The sequence below is a fragment of the Mycolicibacterium sp. XJ2546 genome (assembly GCF_053483195.1).
In genome coordinates this window covers 141,858-160,019 of the sequence record NZ_JBEFRW010000002.1, presented here as the reverse complement: position 1 = coordinate 160,019, position 18,162 = coordinate 141,858, and the positions used below count along the sequence as shown (strand labels likewise).

General features: G+C 68.1%; 19 protein-coding genes. 6 read left to right on the top strand and 13 right to left on the bottom strand.

Annotated features, from left to right (window positions below):
• The first annotated feature begins 4 nt into the window (after positions 1 to 4).
• Together ABQE44_RS04305 and mmsB are read left to right on the top strand one after the other, a co-directional pair.
• On the top strand, positions 5 to 1,183 hold the full coding sequence (locus tag ABQE44_RS04305; protein WP_448392816.1) for an acyl-CoA dehydrogenase family protein: 1,179 nt from the start codon (positions 5 to 7) through the stop codon (positions 1,181 to 1,183).
• Complete coding sequence (mmsB, locus tag ABQE44_RS04300) at positions 1,180 to 2,070, top strand: 3-hydroxyisobutyrate dehydrogenase (RefSeq protein WP_448393130.1); 891 nt, start codon at positions 1,180 to 1,182, stop codon at positions 2,068 to 2,070. The genes ABQE44_RS04305 and mmsB overlap by 4 nt, the downstream gene beginning before the upstream one ends.
• A 1-nt stretch (position 2,071) precedes the next feature.
• Here mmsB and ABQE44_RS04295 read toward each other — a convergent pair whose 3' ends face one another.
• The gene (locus ABQE44_RS04295; RefSeq protein ID WP_448392814.1) at positions 2,072 to 2,758 is read right to left on the bottom strand and encodes a nitroreductase family protein; all 687 of its coding nucleotides are present in this window, start codon (positions 2,756 to 2,758) and stop codon (positions 2,072 to 2,074) included.
• Positions 2,759 to 2,807: 49 nt separating this feature from the next.
• The gene (locus tag ABQE44_RS04290) at positions 2,808 to 3,611 is read right to left on the bottom strand and encodes an HAD-IA family hydrolase (RefSeq protein WP_448428475.1); all 804 of its coding nucleotides are present in this window, start codon (positions 3,609 to 3,611) and stop codon (positions 2,808 to 2,810) included.
• Between the two features lie 116 nt (positions 3,612 to 3,727).
• On the opposite strand from ABQE44_RS04290, the gene ABQE44_RS04285 reads away from it, so the two are divergent.
• Together ABQE44_RS04285 and ABQE44_RS04280 are read left to right on the top strand one after the other, a co-directional pair.
• Positions 3,728 to 4,393 (top strand): response regulator, encoded by a 666-nt coding sequence (locus ABQE44_RS04285; protein WP_448392812.1) that lies wholly within the window; start codon positions 3,728 to 3,730, stop codon positions 4,391 to 4,393.
• Positions 4,390 to 5,628 carry a GAF domain-containing sensor histidine kinase gene (locus ABQE44_RS04280; protein WP_448392811.1) on the top strand — a complete coding sequence of 413 codons (1,239 nt, stop codon included), beginning with the start codon at positions 4,390 to 4,392 and terminating at the stop codon, positions 5,626 to 5,628. The genes ABQE44_RS04285 and ABQE44_RS04280 overlap by 4 nt, the downstream gene beginning before the upstream one ends.
• 52 nt (positions 5,629 to 5,680) lie before the next feature.
• Here the strand turns inward: ABQE44_RS04280 and ABQE44_RS04275 are convergent, their stop codons facing one another.
• The 10 genes from ABQE44_RS04275 to secY form a co-directional block, all read right to left on the bottom strand.
• On the bottom strand, positions 5,681 to 6,202 hold the full coding sequence (locus tag ABQE44_RS04275) for a MarR family winged helix-turn-helix transcriptional regulator (RefSeq protein WP_448392810.1): 522 nt from the start codon (positions 6,200 to 6,202) through the stop codon (positions 5,681 to 5,683).
• Between the two features lie 40 nt (positions 6,203 to 6,242).
• Entirely contained in the window at positions 6,243 to 7,253 is a 1,011-nt protein-coding gene (locus ABQE44_RS04270; protein WP_448428473.1) for a pyridoxal phosphate-dependent aminotransferase, read from the bottom strand.
• A complete protein-coding gene (locus ABQE44_RS04265; RefSeq protein ID WP_448428471.1) occupies positions 7,253 to 8,263 on the bottom strand; it encodes a 3-oxoacyl-ACP synthase III family protein in 1,011 nt (336 codons plus the stop codon). Before ABQE44_RS04265 ends, ABQE44_RS04270 begins: the two co-directional genes overlap by 1 nt.
• A gap of 4 nt (positions 8,264 to 8,267) precedes the next feature.
• Positions 8,268 to 8,933, bottom strand: a complete 666-nt coding sequence (locus ABQE44_RS04260) for a DUF8713 domain-containing protein (protein WP_448392807.1) — start codon at positions 8,931 to 8,933, stop codon at positions 8,268 to 8,270.
• Complete coding sequence (locus ABQE44_RS04255) at positions 8,914 to 10,611, bottom strand: thiamine pyrophosphate-binding protein (RefSeq protein WP_448428469.1); 1,698 nt, start codon at positions 10,609 to 10,611, stop codon at positions 8,914 to 8,916. Before ABQE44_RS04255 ends, ABQE44_RS04260 begins: the two co-directional genes overlap by 20 nt.
• Before the next feature lie 73 nt (positions 10,612 to 10,684).
• Positions 10,685 to 11,395 carry an anti-sigma factor family protein gene (locus tag ABQE44_RS04250; RefSeq protein ID WP_448428467.1) on the bottom strand — a complete coding sequence of 237 codons (711 nt, stop codon included), beginning with the start codon at positions 11,393 to 11,395 and terminating at the stop codon, positions 10,685 to 10,687.
• Positions 11,392 to 11,916 (bottom strand): sigma-70 family RNA polymerase sigma factor, encoded by a 525-nt coding sequence (locus ABQE44_RS04245; protein WP_448392804.1) that lies wholly within the window; start codon positions 11,914 to 11,916, stop codon positions 11,392 to 11,394. Before ABQE44_RS04245 ends, ABQE44_RS04250 begins: the two co-directional genes overlap by 4 nt.
• 145 nt (positions 11,917 to 12,061) lie before the next feature.
• Positions 12,062 to 12,859: a type I methionyl aminopeptidase gene (gene map, locus ABQE44_RS04240; protein WP_448392803.1), complete on the bottom strand. Its 798-nt coding sequence runs from the start codon at positions 12,857 to 12,859 to the stop codon at positions 12,062 to 12,064.
• 3 nt (positions 12,860 to 12,862) lie between these two features.
• The gene (locus ABQE44_RS04235) at positions 12,863 to 13,408 is read right to left on the bottom strand and encodes an adenylate kinase (protein ID WP_448392802.1); all 546 of its coding nucleotides are present in this window, start codon (positions 13,406 to 13,408) and stop codon (positions 12,863 to 12,865) included.
• Positions 13,405 to 14,742 (bottom strand): preprotein translocase subunit SecY, encoded by a 1,338-nt coding sequence (secY, locus tag ABQE44_RS04230; RefSeq protein WP_448392801.1) that lies wholly within the window; start codon positions 14,740 to 14,742, stop codon positions 13,405 to 13,407. Before secY ends, ABQE44_RS04235 begins: the two co-directional genes overlap by 4 nt.
• A 256-nt stretch (positions 14,743 to 14,998) precedes the next feature.
• Between secY and ABQE44_RS04225 the strand changes: the two genes are divergently transcribed.
• On the top strand, positions 14,999 to 15,928 hold the full coding sequence (locus tag ABQE44_RS04225) for a class I SAM-dependent methyltransferase (RefSeq protein WP_448428465.1): 930 nt from the start codon (positions 14,999 to 15,001) through the stop codon (positions 15,926 to 15,928).
• A complete protein-coding gene (locus ABQE44_RS04220; RefSeq protein ID WP_448428463.1) occupies positions 15,925 to 16,854 on the top strand; it encodes a class I SAM-dependent methyltransferase in 930 nt (309 codons plus the stop codon). Before ABQE44_RS04225 ends, ABQE44_RS04220 begins: the two co-directional genes overlap by 4 nt.
• On the opposite strand, the gene ABQE44_RS04215 is transcribed toward ABQE44_RS04220, so the two are convergent.
• The gene (locus tag ABQE44_RS04215; protein WP_448428461.1) at positions 16,800 to 18,149 is read right to left on the bottom strand and encodes a xylulokinase; all 1,350 of its coding nucleotides are present in this window, start codon (positions 18,147 to 18,149) and stop codon (positions 16,800 to 16,802) included. The two genes, ABQE44_RS04220 and ABQE44_RS04215, sit on opposite strands and share 55 nt — an antisense overlap.
• Positions 18,150 to 18,162 lie beyond the last annotated feature (13 nt).

Here is an 18,162-nt window from a genome sequence, read left to right as displayed (position 1 = left end):
GTCCGTGGATTACTTCGGGCTCGACGACGACGAGCGCGTGATCGCCGAGACGGCGGCCGCGTTCGCCGAGAAGCGCCTCGCGCCACACGCGTTGGAGTGGGATGCCGCCAAGCACTTCCCCACCGACGTGCTGCGCGAGGCGGCCGAGCTCGGCATGGCGGCCATCTACTGCCGCGACGACGTCGGCGGCAGCGAGTTGCGCCGGCTCGACGCGGTGCGGATCTTCGAGGAGCTGGCCAAGGCCGATCCCAGCATCGCCGCGTTTCTGTCGATCCACAACATGTGCGCGTGGATGGTCGACACGTTCGGCACCCCCGAACAACGCAAGGCCTGGGTGCCGCGGTTGGCGTCGATGGAGAACATCGCCAGCTATTGCCTGACCGAACCCGGCGCGGGCTCGGATGCAAGCGCATTGCGCACCAGGGCCGTTCGCTCAGGCGGCGACTACGTGCTCGACGGCGTCAAACAGTTCATCTCCGGCGCCGGGTCGTCGGACGTGTACGTGGTGATGGCCCGCACCGGCGGTCAGGACTCACCGCCGGGCCACCGTGGCATCTCGGCGTTCCTCGTCGAAAAGGACACGCCCGGGCTGAGTTTCGGTGCTGACGAGCTGAAGATGGGCTGGAACGCCCAACCGACCGCGCAGGTGATCTTCGAAGGCGCGCGGGTGCCCGCCGACGCGATGCTCGGCGGCGCCGACGGAGAAGGTGCCGGCTTCGGCATCGCGATGAACGGCCTCAACGGCGGCCGGATCAATATCGCCGCGTGTTCGCTGGGCGGCGCGCAGGCCGCTCACCAGAAGGCGGCGCGCTACCTCGCCGACCGGCAGGCGTTCGGCGGCGCGCTGCTCGACGAACCGACGATCCGGTTCTCGCTCGCCGACATGGCCACCTCGTTGCAGACGTCGCGAGTGTTGTTGTGGCGCGCGGCTGCTGCGCTCGACGAGGACCACCCGCAGAAGGTGGAACTGTGCGCGATGGCCAAACGCTACGTCACCGACGCCTGCTTCGAGGTCGCCGATCAGGCGTTGCAGCTGCACGGCGGATACGGATATCTGCGCGAGTACGGGCTGGAGAAGATCGTCCGCGATCTGCGGGTGCATCGGATCCTGGAAGGAACCAACGAAATCATGCGCGTGGTCATCGGTCGGGCCGAAGCGGCCAGGGCCCGCGCGTCGGCATAAAGCAGGGAGATCGCATGAGCACGGTCGCGTTTCTGGGGTTGGGCCACATGGGCGGGCCGATGGCGGCGAATCTGGTTGCCGCGGGCCACACAGTCCACGGTTTCGACCCGGTGCCGGGCTCGCGCGACGCGGCTGCCGAGAAGGGTGCCCAGGTGTTCGACAGCGGCGCCGCGGCCGTCGGCGACGCGGACGTCGTGATCACCTCGCTGCCAAACGGCGACATCGTCAAGTCGTGCTATGCCGAGGTGTTGCCCGCGGCCAAAGACGGCGCGTTGTTCATCGACACCTCGACGATCTCCGTCGACGACGCCCGCTCGGTCCACCAGCAGGCCGTCGACCGCGGTTTCGCCCAGCTCGACGCGCCGGTATCCGGTGGGGTGAAGGGTGCTGTCGCGGGCACGTTGGCGTTCATGGTCGGCGGTGAAGACAACGCCGTGGCGCGCGCCCGGCCGGTGCTGGAACCGTTGGCCGGCAAGATTATTCACTGCGGAGCCTCGGGCACCGGCCAGGCCGCTAAATTGTGCAACAACATGGTGCTGGCGGTGCAGCAGATCGCCGTCGGCGAGGCGTTCGTACTCGCCGAGAAGCTCGGGCTACCGGCACAGTCCCTGTTTGATGTCATCACCGGCGCCACCGGCAACTGCTGGGCTGTACACACCAACTGTCCGGTGCCGGGTCCGGTGCCGACGTCACCGGCCAACAACGACTTTCAGCCGGGCTTCGCCACCGCGTTGATGAACAAGGACCTCGGCCTGGCGATGGCCGCCGTGAACTCGACAAGCGCCAAGGCGCCGCTGGGCAGCCACGCCGCCCAGATCTACGCCGAGTTCGCGACCGACCACGCCGACAAGGACTTCAGCGCGGTCATCGAACAGCTACGGGACTGACCTACACATCGCGCCATGCGCGGTTGCCGTACCCGTCGAGGTGCACGACCTCCTGCACCGGCTTGCGGGTGGTGGGTCCGTATCGACCCCGCGGCCAACCGAGCGGCACGATGCACACCGGGGTCACCGTCAGCGGCAGGCCCAAGATCCTGCGTGCCGACGTCACGCTCCACAGCGGCAGGGTGATCAGCGACGCGCCCAGCCCCATCGCCCGCGCCGCCAGCAGTAGGTTCTGCACGCTGGGATAGATCGAACCGAAGAACGACGACTCCCCCACGAACGGGGACGGTATGTACGGCACCCGTGCGCCGCCACGCAGGCACGGCACGACGAGGACCGGGATCTCGCTGAAGTGGTCGACCTGCCATTGGACGGCCCGCAGGATCTTCTGCATCGACTCGTCACCGGCGGCGACGCGTCGGCCGGCCGCGCCGTACAGCGACCACGCTTGGCGGTAACGCTTGCCGAGTCGGTCCTTGACGCGCTGGTCCTTCACCACGATGAATTCCCAGTTCTGCCCGTTGGATCCGGTGGGCGCCCGCAGCGCCAACTCGATGCACTTGAGCACCACGGCATCGTCGACGGGGTCGGGCAGGACGCGGCGCACGGCCCGCTGGGTCATCATCGCTTCGGCCAGCGGCATATCGAGGCGGGCAAGCGCGTCCTCGACGGTGGGGATGTCGGTCATCCCATGAAACTACCGCGCCGACTCCCGGCGGCAGAGTGACGCCTGGCTGTTACGCCGCCGACGAACTGTGCGTCTTGCACCAGCTGGCATGCAGCCGTTGACATTCGGCTATACGTAGCGGCTCGCTGCCACCGAAGTCCGGCCGCACCGCCACCGCCGTCGGGATGTCGGGGGTGCCTTCGCCGGTGATGACGACGGTGGCCAGCCCGGCGGCGTTCGCGGCGCGCAGGCCCGTCGCCGAGCCGCACACGGCCAACGCATCGTCGGCCGACAGGCCCAGCTCCCACAGCGCGTGTCGATGCGCGTCGGAATCGGGCATCGTCTTGTGGACGTCGTCGGCGGTCACCACGGTTTCGACGACGCCCTCGCCGGCCAGCTGGCGCACCAACGGCTCCGCCCAGCTGCGCTGCCCGTTGGTCACCACAGCCACCTGCACGCCCGCGGCGTACGCGTCGGTGAGCAGATCGATCAGCCCGGGCCGCGGTGCGAGATCGTGCTCGAGGACCAACTCGTCGAACATCATCGTCTTGGTGTTGTAGATGTCATCGGCGAGCAGGGCGGTCAGCACATCGGACTCGGTGGCCACGCAGCGCTTGCGCAACTCGGCCGCCACCCGCTGACGCTCATCGACCAACGCGAGCAGTTGGCGGTAGCGCGTCACTGACCACTCGAAGTCCAGCCCGTGGGCGGCGAAGGCGGCGTTGTATGCCACCCGGTGGCCGTCGCACTCGATGTCGGTCAGCGCATCGAGGTCGAAGACGACCGCCCGCAGTTGGCTGTCGGCTCCGGCCGGCGCTGCCTGATCCCACCAGAAGCGTCCGGCACGCCATGTCTTCTCCTGCGTTATCGACATGGGAATAGGGTGGCGCATGTCACAGCCCTCGCGCCTCCCCCGCTGGGGGGATAGTCAAGGTCAACTTGCGCGGCGACCGCCCCGACCAAGCAATCAGGTCGCAATAAGGTGTTGTCATGACCGTAGCCGCCGAACCGGTGCGAATCGTGCTGGTAGACGACCACGAGATGGTGATCGAGGGGCTCAAGGCCATGCTCGCGGCGTTCTCCGATCGCGTCGTAGTGGTCGGCCAGGCCGTCGGCGCTGAGCGGGCGCTCAGCGTGATTGACGAACTCGACCCCGACATCGTGCTGTGCGACGTGCGGATGGAGGGCTCCAGCGGTCTGGACGTATGCCTGGCGCTGCGGGAGCGCAACGCGGAGCGCAAGGTCGTGATGCTGTCGGTCTACGACGACGAGCAGTATCTGTTCCAGGCTCTGCGCGTCGGCGCATCCGGATACCTGCTGAAGAGCATCAGCAGCGACGAACTGGTGCGCCAGCTGGAGTTCGTACACCGCGGTGAGACCGCGATCGATCCCGGTATGGCGGCCAGGGCCGCCGACACCGCTGCACGGTTGCAGCGCGACGAGTTCTGGCCCGGCGTGCGCCAAGGCCTGACCCAACGTGAGAGCGAGATCCTGTCGTTTGTCGTCGACGGGCTGTCCAACCGCGCGATCGCCACCAAGCTGGTGATCGGCGATGAGACCGTCAAGAGCCACCTCAGCTCGATCTACCGCAAGCTCGGGGTCAGTGACCGCACCGGCGCGGTGGCCACGGCACTCCGTGAAGGGATCTATCGGTGACCACAGGACCCCGGCCCGGCGACGCGGTCCGCGACCTCAGCGAGTACGCGCTGGCCGTCGACCGCGAGCTGGCGCTGCTGCGCGAACTGATCCAGGCCGCATCCAAGGGCCCCGGCGTCGAGCCGTTGGCTGCCGCGGCCGCGCGGATGATCACCGCGGCGACCGCCAGCGACGTGTGCTTTGTGCACGTTCTCGACGACACTGAACACTCACTCACGTTGGCCGGTGCGACGCCGCCGTTCGACGCGGCGGTCGGCAAGATCAGACTGCCGCTGGGCCAAGGGATTTCGGGATGGGTGGCCAGCCACCGCGAACCCGTGGTGATCACCGAGGACAAAGAGTCCGACCCCCGGTACATGCCGTTTCAGTCGCTACGCGGTTCGGATTTCACGTCGATGGTGTCGGTTCCGATGGAGACCGATCCCGGCGGGCTGGTCGGCGTGCTCAACGTGCACACCGTCGAGCGGCGCGACTTCACCGAACGCGACGTCGAGCTGCTGTTGGTGATCGGCCGGCTCATCGCAGGCGCGATGCACCAGGCCCGGCTGCACCGCCAGCTGGTCGCCCGCGAACGCGCGCACGAAGTGTTCGTCGAGCAGGTGATCGAGGCGCAGGAACTCGAACGCCGCCGGTTGGCCGGCGACATTCACGACGGCATCTCCCAGCGCCTGGTCACCCTGTCCTACCGGCTGGATGCGGCGGCCCGCGCCGCCGATCCGGCCGTCGCCGCCGAACAGCTGGGCACCGCCCGCGAACTGGTGGAGTTGACGCTGCAGGAGGCGCGGGCGGCGATCAGCGGGTTGCGGCCCCCGGTGCTCGACGACCTCGGGCTGGCCGGCGGGCTGGCCAGCCTGGCCCGCTCGATCCCGCAGGTGAACATCGATGTGGATCTGGCGGAAACCCGGCTGCCCGACCATATCGAGCTCGCGCTGTACCGGATCGCGCAGGAATGCCTGCAAAATGTCGTCAAACACGCCAACGCCACGACGGCCCAGCTCACCTTCGCCGTCGACGCGGGTCGGTCTGCGCCGGTCGCGCGGCTCGAAATAGTCGACGACGGCGTCGGTTTCGACACTTTCGAGCATCCACTGGGCAGCGACGAGATGGGTGGCTACGGGCTGTTGTCGATGGCTGAGCGCGCCGAGATCGTCGGCGGCCGGCTCAACATCCGGTCCCGCCCGGGCACGGGGACAGCGGTGACGGCGACCATCCCGCTGCCGTCCCAACCCCAGTGATTTGTGTGCGTTTTGCGGCGCTCACCGCTCCTGAACGCACACAAATCGCCCGCTAGAAGTCGCCGGAGTTCCTGCGCAGCGTTTCGATCGAATCGGCGAGCGCCCGCGACTCGTCCTCGGACATGCCGATGTCGGCGAACACCTCCTTGTTGAGGGTCACCGTGGCGTCCTCGACCGTCGAGCGGCCGAGGTCGGTGATGCGCACCAGCGTGGTACGGCCGTCGGTCGGATGGGGGGTCCGCTCCACCAGTCCGTCGGCTTCCAGACGACGGATCGCGTGGGTGACGCTGGTGACGTGCACCTGCAACCGGTCGGACGCCTTGGTGATCGGCAGTTCCCCGTTACGGCTGAACGCCAACAATCGCAACAACTCGAATCGGGAAAAGCTCAGGTCGTAGGGCCGCAGCGCGGTCTCCACCCGGGCCAGCAGGATCTGGTGGGCCCGCATCACCGATGTGACCGCGACCATGCCGTCGGCGACGTCACCCCATCCGGAGCGCTCCCAGTTGGCGCGGGCCAGCGCGATCGGGTCGCGATGGTCGGGCTGCGACGGCTGCGGGTTTTGCGAGGCCACGCCTCTTCATACCGCACCGGCGCGCCCGGGCCGCTGATTTCTAACGTACGGCGGCCAGCACGGCGCGGGTGGAGCGGCGGTCACCGACGGTGATGCGCACGCCGCCGTCGGCGTAGTGGCGCACCCGCAGCCCGGCGCCGTCGAACACCTGCGTCCAGTCCCGGTCACGGCGCGGCAGGTAGACAAAGTTGGCGTGGCTGTCGGTGCTGTACACGCCCATCGAACCCAACCGCATCCGCAGGTAGCGAGATTCGTTGGCGATCAGCGAGATGCGTTGCTGCAGCTCGGCTTCCGCCTCATAGGAGGCCTCGACGGCCACCTGACCGGTGCTCGCGATGCCGAACGGCAGTTGCATGGCCCACAGCCTGCGGGCCAGTGGCTGGGCGCAGAAGCCATAGCCGATGCGCAGTCCGGCGAGGCCGTAGCCTTTCGAGAAGGTCCGCAGCACCACGAGATTCGGAAAGCGCGCGACCAGTCCCGCAGCGTCGAGCCGCGATTCCGGTGCCAGGAACTCGACGTAGGCTTCGTCGAGCAGTACGACGGTGTCGGGCCGCACGCACCGCAGGAACGCCTCGATGTCGGCGGGCGTCTCGATGGTGCCGGTCGGGTTGTGCGGCCGGCACACCACCACCACCCGCGCGTCGGCCGCGGCGCGCGCCAACGCCTCCAGATCGTGCCGGCCATGGCTGTCCAACGGCACGGTGATCGGCACCAGCCGGGCCATCCGCGCGAAGACCGGATATCCGTCGAACGTCGGTGACGTCATCGCCAGCACCTCGCCGGGGCACGTCACCGCCTGCAGCACCTGCATGATCACACCGGTGGCGCCGACGCCCAGGACCACCTGTTCGTCGCGCACCCCGATATGCGCGGCGATCATCGAGCGCAACCGCTGCGGCAGATACTCCGGATACCGGTTGGCCGAACCGATCGAGGCGCTCAGCGCCATCTGCACCGCGGGCAGCGGCGGGAACGGATTCTCGTTCAGCGACAACGCGAACGGGCTCATCACGTCCGGTAGTACGCCGCCGTCACCTTCCGGTGTGGTCATCAGCCGCGACCGCCCCACCGCACCGCGGCCGCGCCCGCGAAGTCGCCGGCATGGGCGAACGCCGCCATCATCACCACGTCACCGGCCTGCAACCGACCCTCGGTGACGGCCCGGTCGAGGTTGATCGGGATGCCCGCGGCGAACAGGTTTCCGCACTCGTCGAACGTGTCGACGTGGCGCTCCTTGGGCAGTTCGAGCGCTTCGCGCCAGTTGCGCAGGAACACCCGGTTGGGCTGGTTGGTGACGAGCAGGTCGAGATCTTGGGGTTTGAGGCCGATGCGGTCGCACACGGCATAGGACACCTCGGGAACCTGGCGGTTGCCCCGCGCGAGCACCTTGGTGATCTTGGCATCGGTGAATCCGATGTAGCCCTCACCGGGCCCCGGCTGCCACCATTTGCGCGGCGGATCAACTGCGATGGTCATATCCCCGGCGAATTCCCCGTAGGTGCGGCACTCGACGTCGAGGATCGGCGAGCGTTCCGACACCGCGACCAAACCCACCGCGGCGCCGTCGCCCGGGACCGCGGCCTGCGCCTTTCGCCGCACACTCGGTTGGTCGAACACCTGCCCGGCGGCGTTCTGCGCGACGGCGATCAACGCCGTCTGTCCCGCACCCGACGCCAGTAGCTGACGTGCCAGCTGCATCCCGAGGACAAACGCAGCGCAGCCACCGTTGTGCAGATCCAGCACCCAGTTCGGTTTCATCCCAAGCCGATACGCGACCGCGCCACCGGCGCCGTAGAACGGCATGTCCGGTAGCTGGGTGTGGGTGATCAGCACGTCGACGCCGGCGATCACGTCGGCCCCGTGTCGTTGCACCAGGTCCGCCGCGGCGCGCTCGACCATGTCGACCGCGGTCTCATCCGGGCCGACGTGGTGACGGTAGCGCGGCACGCGGAACATCACGTTGTCGCGCAGTGCATCTGATTCGGCGAACTGCGCGTAGTAGCTCGCGCCGATCGGCTCACCCGGCAGATAGCTGGCGATATCCAGCAGGCTGACGGTCATCTGTTCACCTCATCCAGTCCGGTGTCACGGGAAGCCCGTTGGAATAGCGGTATTCGGCGATCGCCTTGAGGTTCTGCAACTCCAGCAGGTGGCCCGCGCCAAACATGTCCCAGAAGTCGCCGACCCACACGGGTCGCTGCGGCGGTGCAGTTTCCGGATATGGGTTGTGGTCGTAGAACGGGTGATGGCAGTTGGTCCACAACACCACGGATCCCGGCTTGTTGAACACCGACTGCGCGTCGACGATCCGCATCAAATAGATCATCCAGAGGTGCTTGCCCTGGTCCCACGCGCAGTGGTAGTCGACCGTCATCGCCTGTTTGTTGGCGTGGGTGCGGGTGAAGATCCGGGTCTCTGAGCCGAGCCGGTCGTAGGCAAGCCACAGCCCGGGTTCTTCGGTGGTGGTGAAGCCACGCAGGCTGTAGGTCCACTCCTCGAGGCTGCGGGTATCGGACATGTATTCGAACAATTCGTCGGGTGGACAGTCGATATGGCTGTTGACCGTGCAGAATTCGCCGAACACGTCGTCGTGCGGATAGACCGACCGCATCATCTCCATGATGATCGGGGTGGCCTTCTCCCGCGGTGACGTCTCGACGCGGACGAGCCCGCCGAGCGGGTCGGTGGTACCTCGGTGGGCGACGATGTCATCAAGTGCGGGCAACGACATGGGATCTGCTCTCCTTTGCGCGGGCAACGGCTGAGGTGAGAAAAGCTGCAAAGGGCGGGATTTCGTCTGCCGAGCATTCGACGCCGACGACCGACGGACCGTCAACCGCCAGTGCGGTATCCAACGCGGCAGGCAGCCGCAAGAGGTCGTCGACGTCGAACGAGGCCAGCCCCGGAAACATCGCGGCCAGACCGGCTCCGAGCCGGCTCGGGCCGAACCGGTTGTAGCTGTAGCGGTCGCCGTAGAACAGCTGCTCGCGGGTCACGCACATCGCATGCGCGTGGTTGTCGAACAACAGAAACGTCACGGGCAGCCGGTACTGCAGCGCGGTGTGGATCTCCATGCCGTGCATGAGAAATGCGCCGTCGCCCGCGATCACCACGGTGCGGCGCCGACGCCCGAACGCCATACCGACACCGGCGCCGAAACTGTAGCCCATACCGCCCATGCCGAGCGCGACGAGGAACCGGCCGTCGCGGCGCACCGGCAGGTGATGGATCGCCGATGCGCCGATGTTTCCGGCGTCGACGACGATGTCGGTGCCGTCGGGCAGCGCGCCGTCGATCACGCTCATCGCGTCGCGGTACCGGATCCCCGGACCGCCGTGTGCCGGTGGTTCCAGGCACGTGCGCGGCACCGCGTCGGGCACCCGCACGCCGGTGGCGCGGCCGTTACCGGACAGCGCCGCGGTCAACAGCATCAGCGAGCCGCGCAGATCGTCGGTGTGCACGTGGGTACACGGCAGGTGCGGCGGGTCGGATCCGATGGAGTACACCGACGTCGCCGCCAGCGCGGTCTCCAGCCCGGCGCGCGCCGTCACCGTCATGCGGGTGCCCACCAACAGGCACAGCGCGCTGCCCGCGACGGCGGTGGCGACGCTGGGATGTCCCATCACGCCCGTCACGCCCAGAAACGACGACGATCCCGAACCGGGCGTGCCCGCGGCATCTTTCGCGTCGGGCACGCAGGCCACCCGGGCGCGCACCTGGGCCCGCAGCCGTTCGAGTTCGACGCGCGCATCGTCGCGGGCGACCTGTTCGCCGGCGATGATCGTGACGGGCCCGTCGGCGCGCCGCAGCGCGCGCCCGATGGGGTGTGGGTCGCCGAGTTGACTGCGAAGCTCATCTGAAACCCCGGCGCCGCCGTTGACGGGCAGTTCGGCCTGCTGAACGTCCTTGGGTAACAACAACACCGACGGCCCGCGCAACCTTCGAGCCGCGGCGATCGCCTCCGGCAGCGCCGCTTGGATGTCGGCCGGGGTCAGCACGCGTCTGCAGTGCGCCGAAACCGCGGAGAACAGCGCGTGCGCATCAAGCGCGCCGTTGAGTCCGCTGGTGTCCTGGAACGCCCCGCGTCCGTCGAGCACCGTCGGGGACTGCCCGATCAGCGCCAGCACCGGCACCCGGCTGGCGAATGCCTCCCCCAGCCCGGGCACCGTGTTCAGGCAGCCGCCGCCCGAGGTGGCGGCCAGCACGCCCAGGCCGGCTCCGCTGCGGCTGTATCCGTCGGCCATGGTCGCCGCGGAGAACTCGTGCTTGGCCAGCACCGCGGTGATCCCGTCGCGGAAGTGGGCGGCGTCGTAGAGGTCTTCGATATTGGCGCCGTCGACGCCGAAGATGTACTCGACGCCGATCGCCGCGAGATATTCGACGATGTGGTCGACCACCCGATGCGCCATCGCTGCCCCGCTTTCGCACGCTTACCCCCGGAATACGGCGAGCTACCCGGTTGGGTTCAACGCGCGCCGCGATTCACAGCTGGCGTTCCAGCAGCACCTGGTCGTCATCGGCCGAAACCAGTTGCACCGCAGCGATTTCATTCGGCTGCATCGGGGTGTTGGCGCTCGGCAGCGCGGTGGCACCGGACAGCCCCAGCCAGGTCGCGACCTGTTCGCGGCTGCCGTCGCGGCCGATCACCACCATGCCGAGGTTCTGCGGCGGCGCGTCGCGCTGACCCCAGTCGCCGTAGGTGCAGGCCATGTCGATACGGGTGCCCCAGCCGTAGCCGGTGACGGTGATCGTGGCGTTGATCGGCGTCTCGGACACCTTGACCATCTCCAGTTCGGTGCCCGAGGCCTGCGGCGCGGGGGGTTGGGTGTCCAGCACCCCGGGACGCAGCACGAGCACCAGACCGAGCGCCAGCAGCGCGGCGGCCATCGCGACCGCGGCGGTGGTGACCCAACGGGTCCGCCTGCGTCGCGCATGCACCTTGTCCAGCAGGGTGTCGAGCACCTCGGGCCGCAACGCGGGCGGGTCGCATTGGTCGATATCGGTGACGTCGATCGTGGCCAGCAGCGCGGGTATGCCGCCGAGTTCGGCGACCGCGGTCCGGCACCGCGCACAGGTCTGCAGGTGCGCCTCGTATTCGCGGCGCTCTTCGCTGGACAACGAACCCAGCACGTAGGCGGCGTCCCAGGTGAGGTAGCGATCGTCATCGCTTCGGGGGAAACCGGATTCGGTCATCGCGTCACCCCCATCTCCTGCAACTTCAGCCGCAGCGCACGCACCCCGTAGTGCAGCCGCGACTTCACCGTGCCCTCGGCGATCTGCAGATCGGCGGCGATCTGCGCAGTGGTCCAGCCCTGGTAGTAGGCGCGGCGGATGACGGCCCGATGTTCCTCGGACAGTTCACGAATGGCTTCACCAAGCAGCATCCGGTCCAGTGCCGTCTCCACCTCGTCGGGACCAGCGCGGTCCGCCGTCTTCTCCATGTCCGGCGTGCCGGTTTCACTGCGGAAGCGGGCGCTGCGTCGCTCGTCGATAACGAGGTTACGCGCCACGGTGAACAGCCACCCCCGAGGTGAGCGCTCCCGGTCGGCGGCCACCTCGGGATGGCGCCAAGCACGCAACAGCGTCTCCTGCACGACATCCTCCGCCCGGGCCGTATCCCCCGTCAGCCGCAAGGCGTAGCGCCAGATGGCTGCGGCATGCTCGTCGTAGAGCAGCCGCATGACGTTGGCGTCGAGGGCATCCGGGTCGTCCAAACTCAACCTCCATCAGAGATACGAGGTTGCCGGTCGTCCGGTTCAGTATTCGCCCATTCGCCCAGTCCGCCGAACGTGGGTTACCCGCACGTCTACCCCCTCCCACAAAAGTGTGCGGGTAACCCACGTTCGCGGCGGCCTGAAGCTACTGCGTGAGGATGCGGGGGCCGTCTTCGGTGACGGCGACGGTGTGCTCCCAGTGCGCGGCGCGAGAACCGTCGGCGGTGACGACGGTCCATTCGTCTTCGAGCACCACGGTTTTGGTGGTGCCCAGCGTCAGCATGGGTTCGATGGCCAGCACCGACCCGGGCGCCAGATAGGGTCCGCGACCGGGTGCCCCCTCGTTGGGCAGAAACGGGTCCATGTGCATCTGCCTGCCGATCCCGTGGCCGCCGTAGCCGGCGACGATGCCGAACTTGCGGCCGTGACGCGCTTCGGCGGCGCGGGTGCCGACCTCGATCGCGTGTGAGACATCGGTGAGCCGGTTGCCGGGCACCATCGCGGCGATCCCGGCCTCCATGGCCTCCCGAGTGGCCTGCGACAGCGTTTCGTCGACGGGGATCAGCGGCCCGACACCGAACGTGATCGCCGAGTCCCCGTGCCAGCCGTCGACGATCGCGCCGCAGTCGATGGACACCAGGTCCCCCGCCGCCAGCGTCTCGCTGGCCGACGGGATGCCATGCACGACGCGCTCGTTCACCGAGGAGCAGATGCTCGCCGGAAAACCGTGGTAGCCCAGAAACGACGGCACCCCGCCGCCGTCGCGGATCACCGACTCGGCGATCTCGTCGAGCTCGAGCGTGGACACCCCCGGCACGGCCGCCTGCCGCACGGCCTTCAGGGCCGACGCCACCAGTGCGCCCGCGACGGCCATTGCGTCGAGTTCGGCGGAGGTGCGCTGGGCGATGACCTTGCGGTTGCGCAAGCCGGGGAGTCCGATCATCTGCTACTTGCCGAGCGCCTGCAGCGCCCGAGAAAACACCTCGTCGAGCCCGCCGACCGCGTCGACGGTGTGCACGTTGTCGCGGTAGTACTCCAGCAGCGGCTGAGTCTCATCGCGGTACACCTGCATCCGGTTGTGGATGACTTCCTCGGTGTCGTCGGCGCGGCCACGGGCCTTGAGGCGCTTGAAGAGCTCCTCTTCGGACACCGCGAACTCCAGCACCGCGTCGAGTTCGGTGCTGCGCTGTTTGAGCATCTCGTCGAGCGCCTTGGCCTGCTCGACCGACCGTGGGTACCCGTCGAGGATGAAGCCGTCCGCGGCGTCGGGCTGGGTGATCCGGTCCTCGACGAGCTTGTTGGTCAGCTCCGAGGGCACCAGGTCACCGGCGTCGAGGTAGCGCTTGGCCTCCAGCCCGAGCGGGGTGCCATCGCCGATGTTCTTGCGGAACAGGTCCCCGGTCGAGATCTGCGGGATGCCGAGCTTCTCGGAGAGCTTCTGGGCCTGGGTGCCCTTACCGGCACCGGGTGGCCCGAGCAGAACGACCCTCACTTCAGGAACCCTTCGTAGTTGCGTTGCATGAGCTGGCTCTCGATCTGTTTGACCGTATCCAACCCGACGCCGATCATGATCAACACCGCAACACCGCCGAACGGCAGGTTCTGCACCGGACCGCTACCGCCGACGGACAGGAACATGTTCGGGAGCACGGCGATGCCGCCCAGGTAAATCGAGCCGGGCAGGGTGATCCGGTTGAGCACATAACGCAGGTAGTCGGCGGTCGGCGCACCCGGTCGGATACCGGGGATGAAGCCGCCGAACTTCTTCATCTCGTCGGCGCGTTCGTCGGGGTTGAATGTGATCGACACGTAGAAGTACGTAAAGAACACGATCAGGCCGAAGTAGACCGCGATGTAGATCGGGTCGGACGGGTTGGACAGGTTCTCGGCGACGAACCGCTGCCACCAGCCGGTGCCGGGGCTGGCGCTGCCGCTCTGGATCAACTGCGTGATCAGCTGTGGGATGTAGATCAGCGACGACGCGAAGATGACCGGGATAACACCGGCCTGGTTGACCTTCAGCGGCAGATACGTCGACGTGCCGCCGTACATTCGCCGGCCCACCATCCGCTTGGCGTACTGGACGGGGATGCGCCGCTGGCCCTGCTCGACGAACACCACGCCGATGAGGATGGCCAGCGCGCCGGCGCAGACCAGGGTGAAAACCAGGCCGCCGCGGCTCTCCAGGATCATCTGGCCCTCGCCGGGCATTGCCGAGACGATGCTGGCGAAGATGATCAGCGACATGCCGTTGCCGATGCCGCGCTCGGTGACCAGCTCGCCCATCCACATCACCAGCGCCGCGCCCGCGGTCATCACCAGCACCATGACGACGAGCACGAAGATGTCGATGCCGTCGTTCTGGCCCTGGATGATGTCGAGCGAGCAGCCCTGCAGCAGCCCGCCGTTAGCGGCCAGCGCCACGATGCTGGTGGCCTGCAGGATCGCCAGCGCGATCGTCAGATAACGCGTGTACTGCGTCATCTTGGTCTGGCCGGCCTGACCCTCCTTGCGCAGCTGCTCGAATCGCGGGATCACCACGGTCAGCAGCTGCACGATGATGCTGGCGGTGATGTAGGGCATGATGCCGACCGCGAACACCGACAGCTGGAGCAGCGCGCCCCCCGAGAACAGGTTGATCAGGGAGTAGACCTGCCCGGCGTCGCCGCCGCTGACCTCGGCGATGCACTTCTGGATGTTCGGGTAGTTCACGCCGGGCGACGGGATCGATGCGCCGACCCGGTAGATGATGACAATGCCCAGGGTGAAAAGAATCTTTCGCCTCAGGTCGACTGTCCGCAGCGATGAGATGAAAGCCGAAAGCACTCTTCCTCCTGCGCAGCCGACCTTGTGGCCGCAGCGTACGAACTGGGCTGGTGTGACCAGCGTCTTGGTTAAGTCGTGTGCGGACCTCCGCCGAGCGCGCAGCCTGCGAAGTTACCCGTCAAACAGTCTACGAGAGTAACAGTTGGAAACGCCTCGCCATGAATCCCAGACTCACAGCAGTCTCTCAGCTCGGGAACATAGCGTGTCAAGCATCTCGTTATATCTACTAACTAGCGACAGGGATGTAAGGAATCAGATGACTCGGACCGACAACGACACCTGGGATCTGGCATCGAGCGTCGGGGCGACGGCCACGATGGTCGCGGCCGCCAGGGCGCTGGCCACCAACGCCGAGCAGCCCCTGATCGACGATCCGTTCGCCGATCCCCTGGTGCGTGCGGTCGGTGTCGATTTCTTCACCCGGCTGGTCACCGGGGAGCTGCGCCCCGCCGATTTCGACGACGACGGCGACATGGGCGGCATGCAGCGGATGACCGACAACATGGCGGTGCGAACCAAGTACTTCGACGAATTTTTTGCAGGTGCGACGGGCGCCGGCGTCCGGCAGGTCGTGATCCTGGCGTCGGGGCTGGACGCGCGGGCCTACCGGTTGGTGTGGCCCGCCGGCGTCGTCGTCTATGAGATCGACCAACCCGAGGTGATCGCGTTCAAGAGCGCGACGCTGGCGGAATTGGGCGCCGAACCGACCGCGCAGCGTCGCGCGGTCGCTGTGGACCTGCGCTTCGACTGGCCGTCGGCACTGATCGCGGCGGGCTTCGACCCCAGCCAGCCGTCGGCGTGGAGTGCCGAAGGCTTGCTGGGCTACCTGCCGCCCGACGCCCAGGACCGCCTGCTCGACACGATCACTGAGCTGAGCGCGCCCGGCAGCTGGATCGCGGTGGAGAGCGTGCCGCGTATCGATCCCGACCGTCAGGAGCAGGCGGTCGAGCGGATGCGCACCGCGGCGCAGCGGTGGCGTGAGCACGGCTTCGACCTGGACTTCGCCGAGCTGGTGTACCTCGGTGACCGCAACGAAGCCGCGGCGTACCTGGATGACCGCGGGTGGCGGCTGACCCGCCACAGCGTCCGGGACCTGCTGGTCGCCAACGGGTTACCGCCGCTGGACGACGAGGAGGCCGCCGACTTCGGTGAGCTGCAGTACGTCAGCGGGATACTTTCCGCATGAGCCGTACCGATGGCGACACCTGGGATCTGGCCTCCAGCGTGGGTGCGACGGCGACGATGGTCGCCGCGCAGCGTGTGCTGGCCCACCGCGAGGGGTTGATCGACGACCCGTTCGCCGAGCCGCTGGTACGCGCGGTCGGGCTCGACTTCTTCACCCAGGCCATCGACGGCGAGATCGATTTGGAGGCCGTCGACCCCGAGTTCAACGTGCGCAGGGCCGCCGAGGGCATGGCGGTGCGCACGCGCCACTTCGACCGGTTGTTCACCGCCGCCGCCGCGGCCGGGGTGCGCCAGGCGGTGATCCTGGCGGCGGGTCTGGACGCCCGGGCCTACCGGTTGGCGTGGCCGGCCGGGACCACGGTGTATGAGGTCGACCAGCCCGAAGTCATCGAGTTCAAGACCGCGACGTTGGCGAGGTTGGGTGCGCAGCCGACCGCCGACCGTCGCACGGTCGCCGTGGACCTGCGCGAGGACTGGCCTCAAGCGTTGCGCGACAACGGATTCGACCCGGCTCAGCCGACTGCCTGGATCGCCGAAGGCCTGCTCATCTATCTACCGCCCGAGGCGCAGGACCTACTGTTCGACCGGATCACAGAGCTGTCGGCGCCCGGCAGCCGAGTGGCCACCGAACACATCCCCGACATCACGATGTTCTCCGACGAGCGCTCGCAGCGCATCGCCGACCGGATGAAGAAGTACGGCTCGAACATCGAAATGGGCGAGCTGATCTACCACGATGAGCGCAACGACGTTGTCGAGTACCTGACCCAGCACGGCTGGACGGTGTCGGCGCAGTCGATGCGAGAAGCCTACGCCGCCAACGGGTTCACCTTCCCCGAGGAGGAGACCATCGGAATGTTCGCCGATATGAGCTACCTGAGCGCGGTGCTCTGCCATCCATCGGCGAGTTCGAGGAACCGGGCGTAGCGGTCCTGCGTCGGGGCCGTCCACTGCGGGTCGGGTTCGACGACGCGTCCGGTGCGTGCCCAGCGCGACCCGTCGGTAAGCGACGACTCCAGCCCAACGGCCACCCGGCCCAGGAACGCGGCGCCCAGCGCGGCCCCTTCGGGTATCGCGCTGAGGTGCACGGGTAGCCCGGTCGCGTCCGCGACGGCCTGCATCCACGGCGCGACACGGGTGCCGCCGCCGGTCGCCACGATGCGCGCGGCCTGCGCGCCGCTGCGCTCGACGAGTTGACGCACGACGAACCCGGATGCCTCGTAGGCGGCGCGGCGCACGCTGGCGCTGTCATGGGTGAGGTCGAGGCCGTCGAGCACGCCGCGGCGGTCCGGGTCGTGGTAGGGCACCCGCTCACCGCGGACGTACGGTGACCACACCGGCACCCGTCGCGCATCGACGGCCGCGCCCGCGCTCGGCCCCAACAGGCGGTCCGCCCAGCCCAGAAACAGCCCGCCGGCGTTGCTCGGCCCGCCGATCTGGCACCTGCCCGGCGTGCGGTGCGGCAGCGTCCACAGCCCGGGCACCTCGCGGTACGACTCGATCATCGTCCACACGATCAGCGTCGTACCGCACAGCACCAACACATCGCCGACGTCGTCGGCGCCGGCGACCATCTGCTCGCACACCGCGTCCACCGCGCCGGCCGCCAGCACCGCGTCGGAGTCGTGGACCCGGCCGGCCGGCGTGCCGGTCGCCGCGACGCGCGGCATCTGTGCCGGCGTGACTTCACAATCGGCACAGACCTTTTCGCTCCAGCCGTCGCCGTCGTACAGCGGGTAGCTGGTGCCGGCCGTCGTCGTGTCGATCATCGCCTCCCCCGCCAGCGCGTGGTTGGCGGCAGCGGCCGCGGGCCAGTAGCCGTGCGCGCCGGGGGCCTGCCGCGCGGTCCAGCGCAGCAACTCGACCGACTCGCCGGTGAGGAACCGGGTGTCGGGCCCGGCGTCGAAGGCGCGTCCGCGGCTGTCGCCGTAGAGCAGGCCCGGGGTCAACGGCCGGCCCTCGGCGTCGACGGCGGTCAGCGAGGGCACCATCGCGGTGACGGCCACCGCCGCCGCGTCCGGCACGCGCAATTCGGCGAGCGCGGTCAGCGGCCCGCGCCGCCACGCCTCGTCGGCATCGTGCTCGAGCCGGTCGGGCCCAGGCACCCGCAGCCGATGGGGAATCCGTGTCCTGGCCAGCACGTGGCCGTCGGCGTCGGCGGCGACGGCCTTGACGGCGGTGGTGCCGATGTCGACGCCGATTGTGACGTCTTTGGCTGACACGGGCGTCACCGTA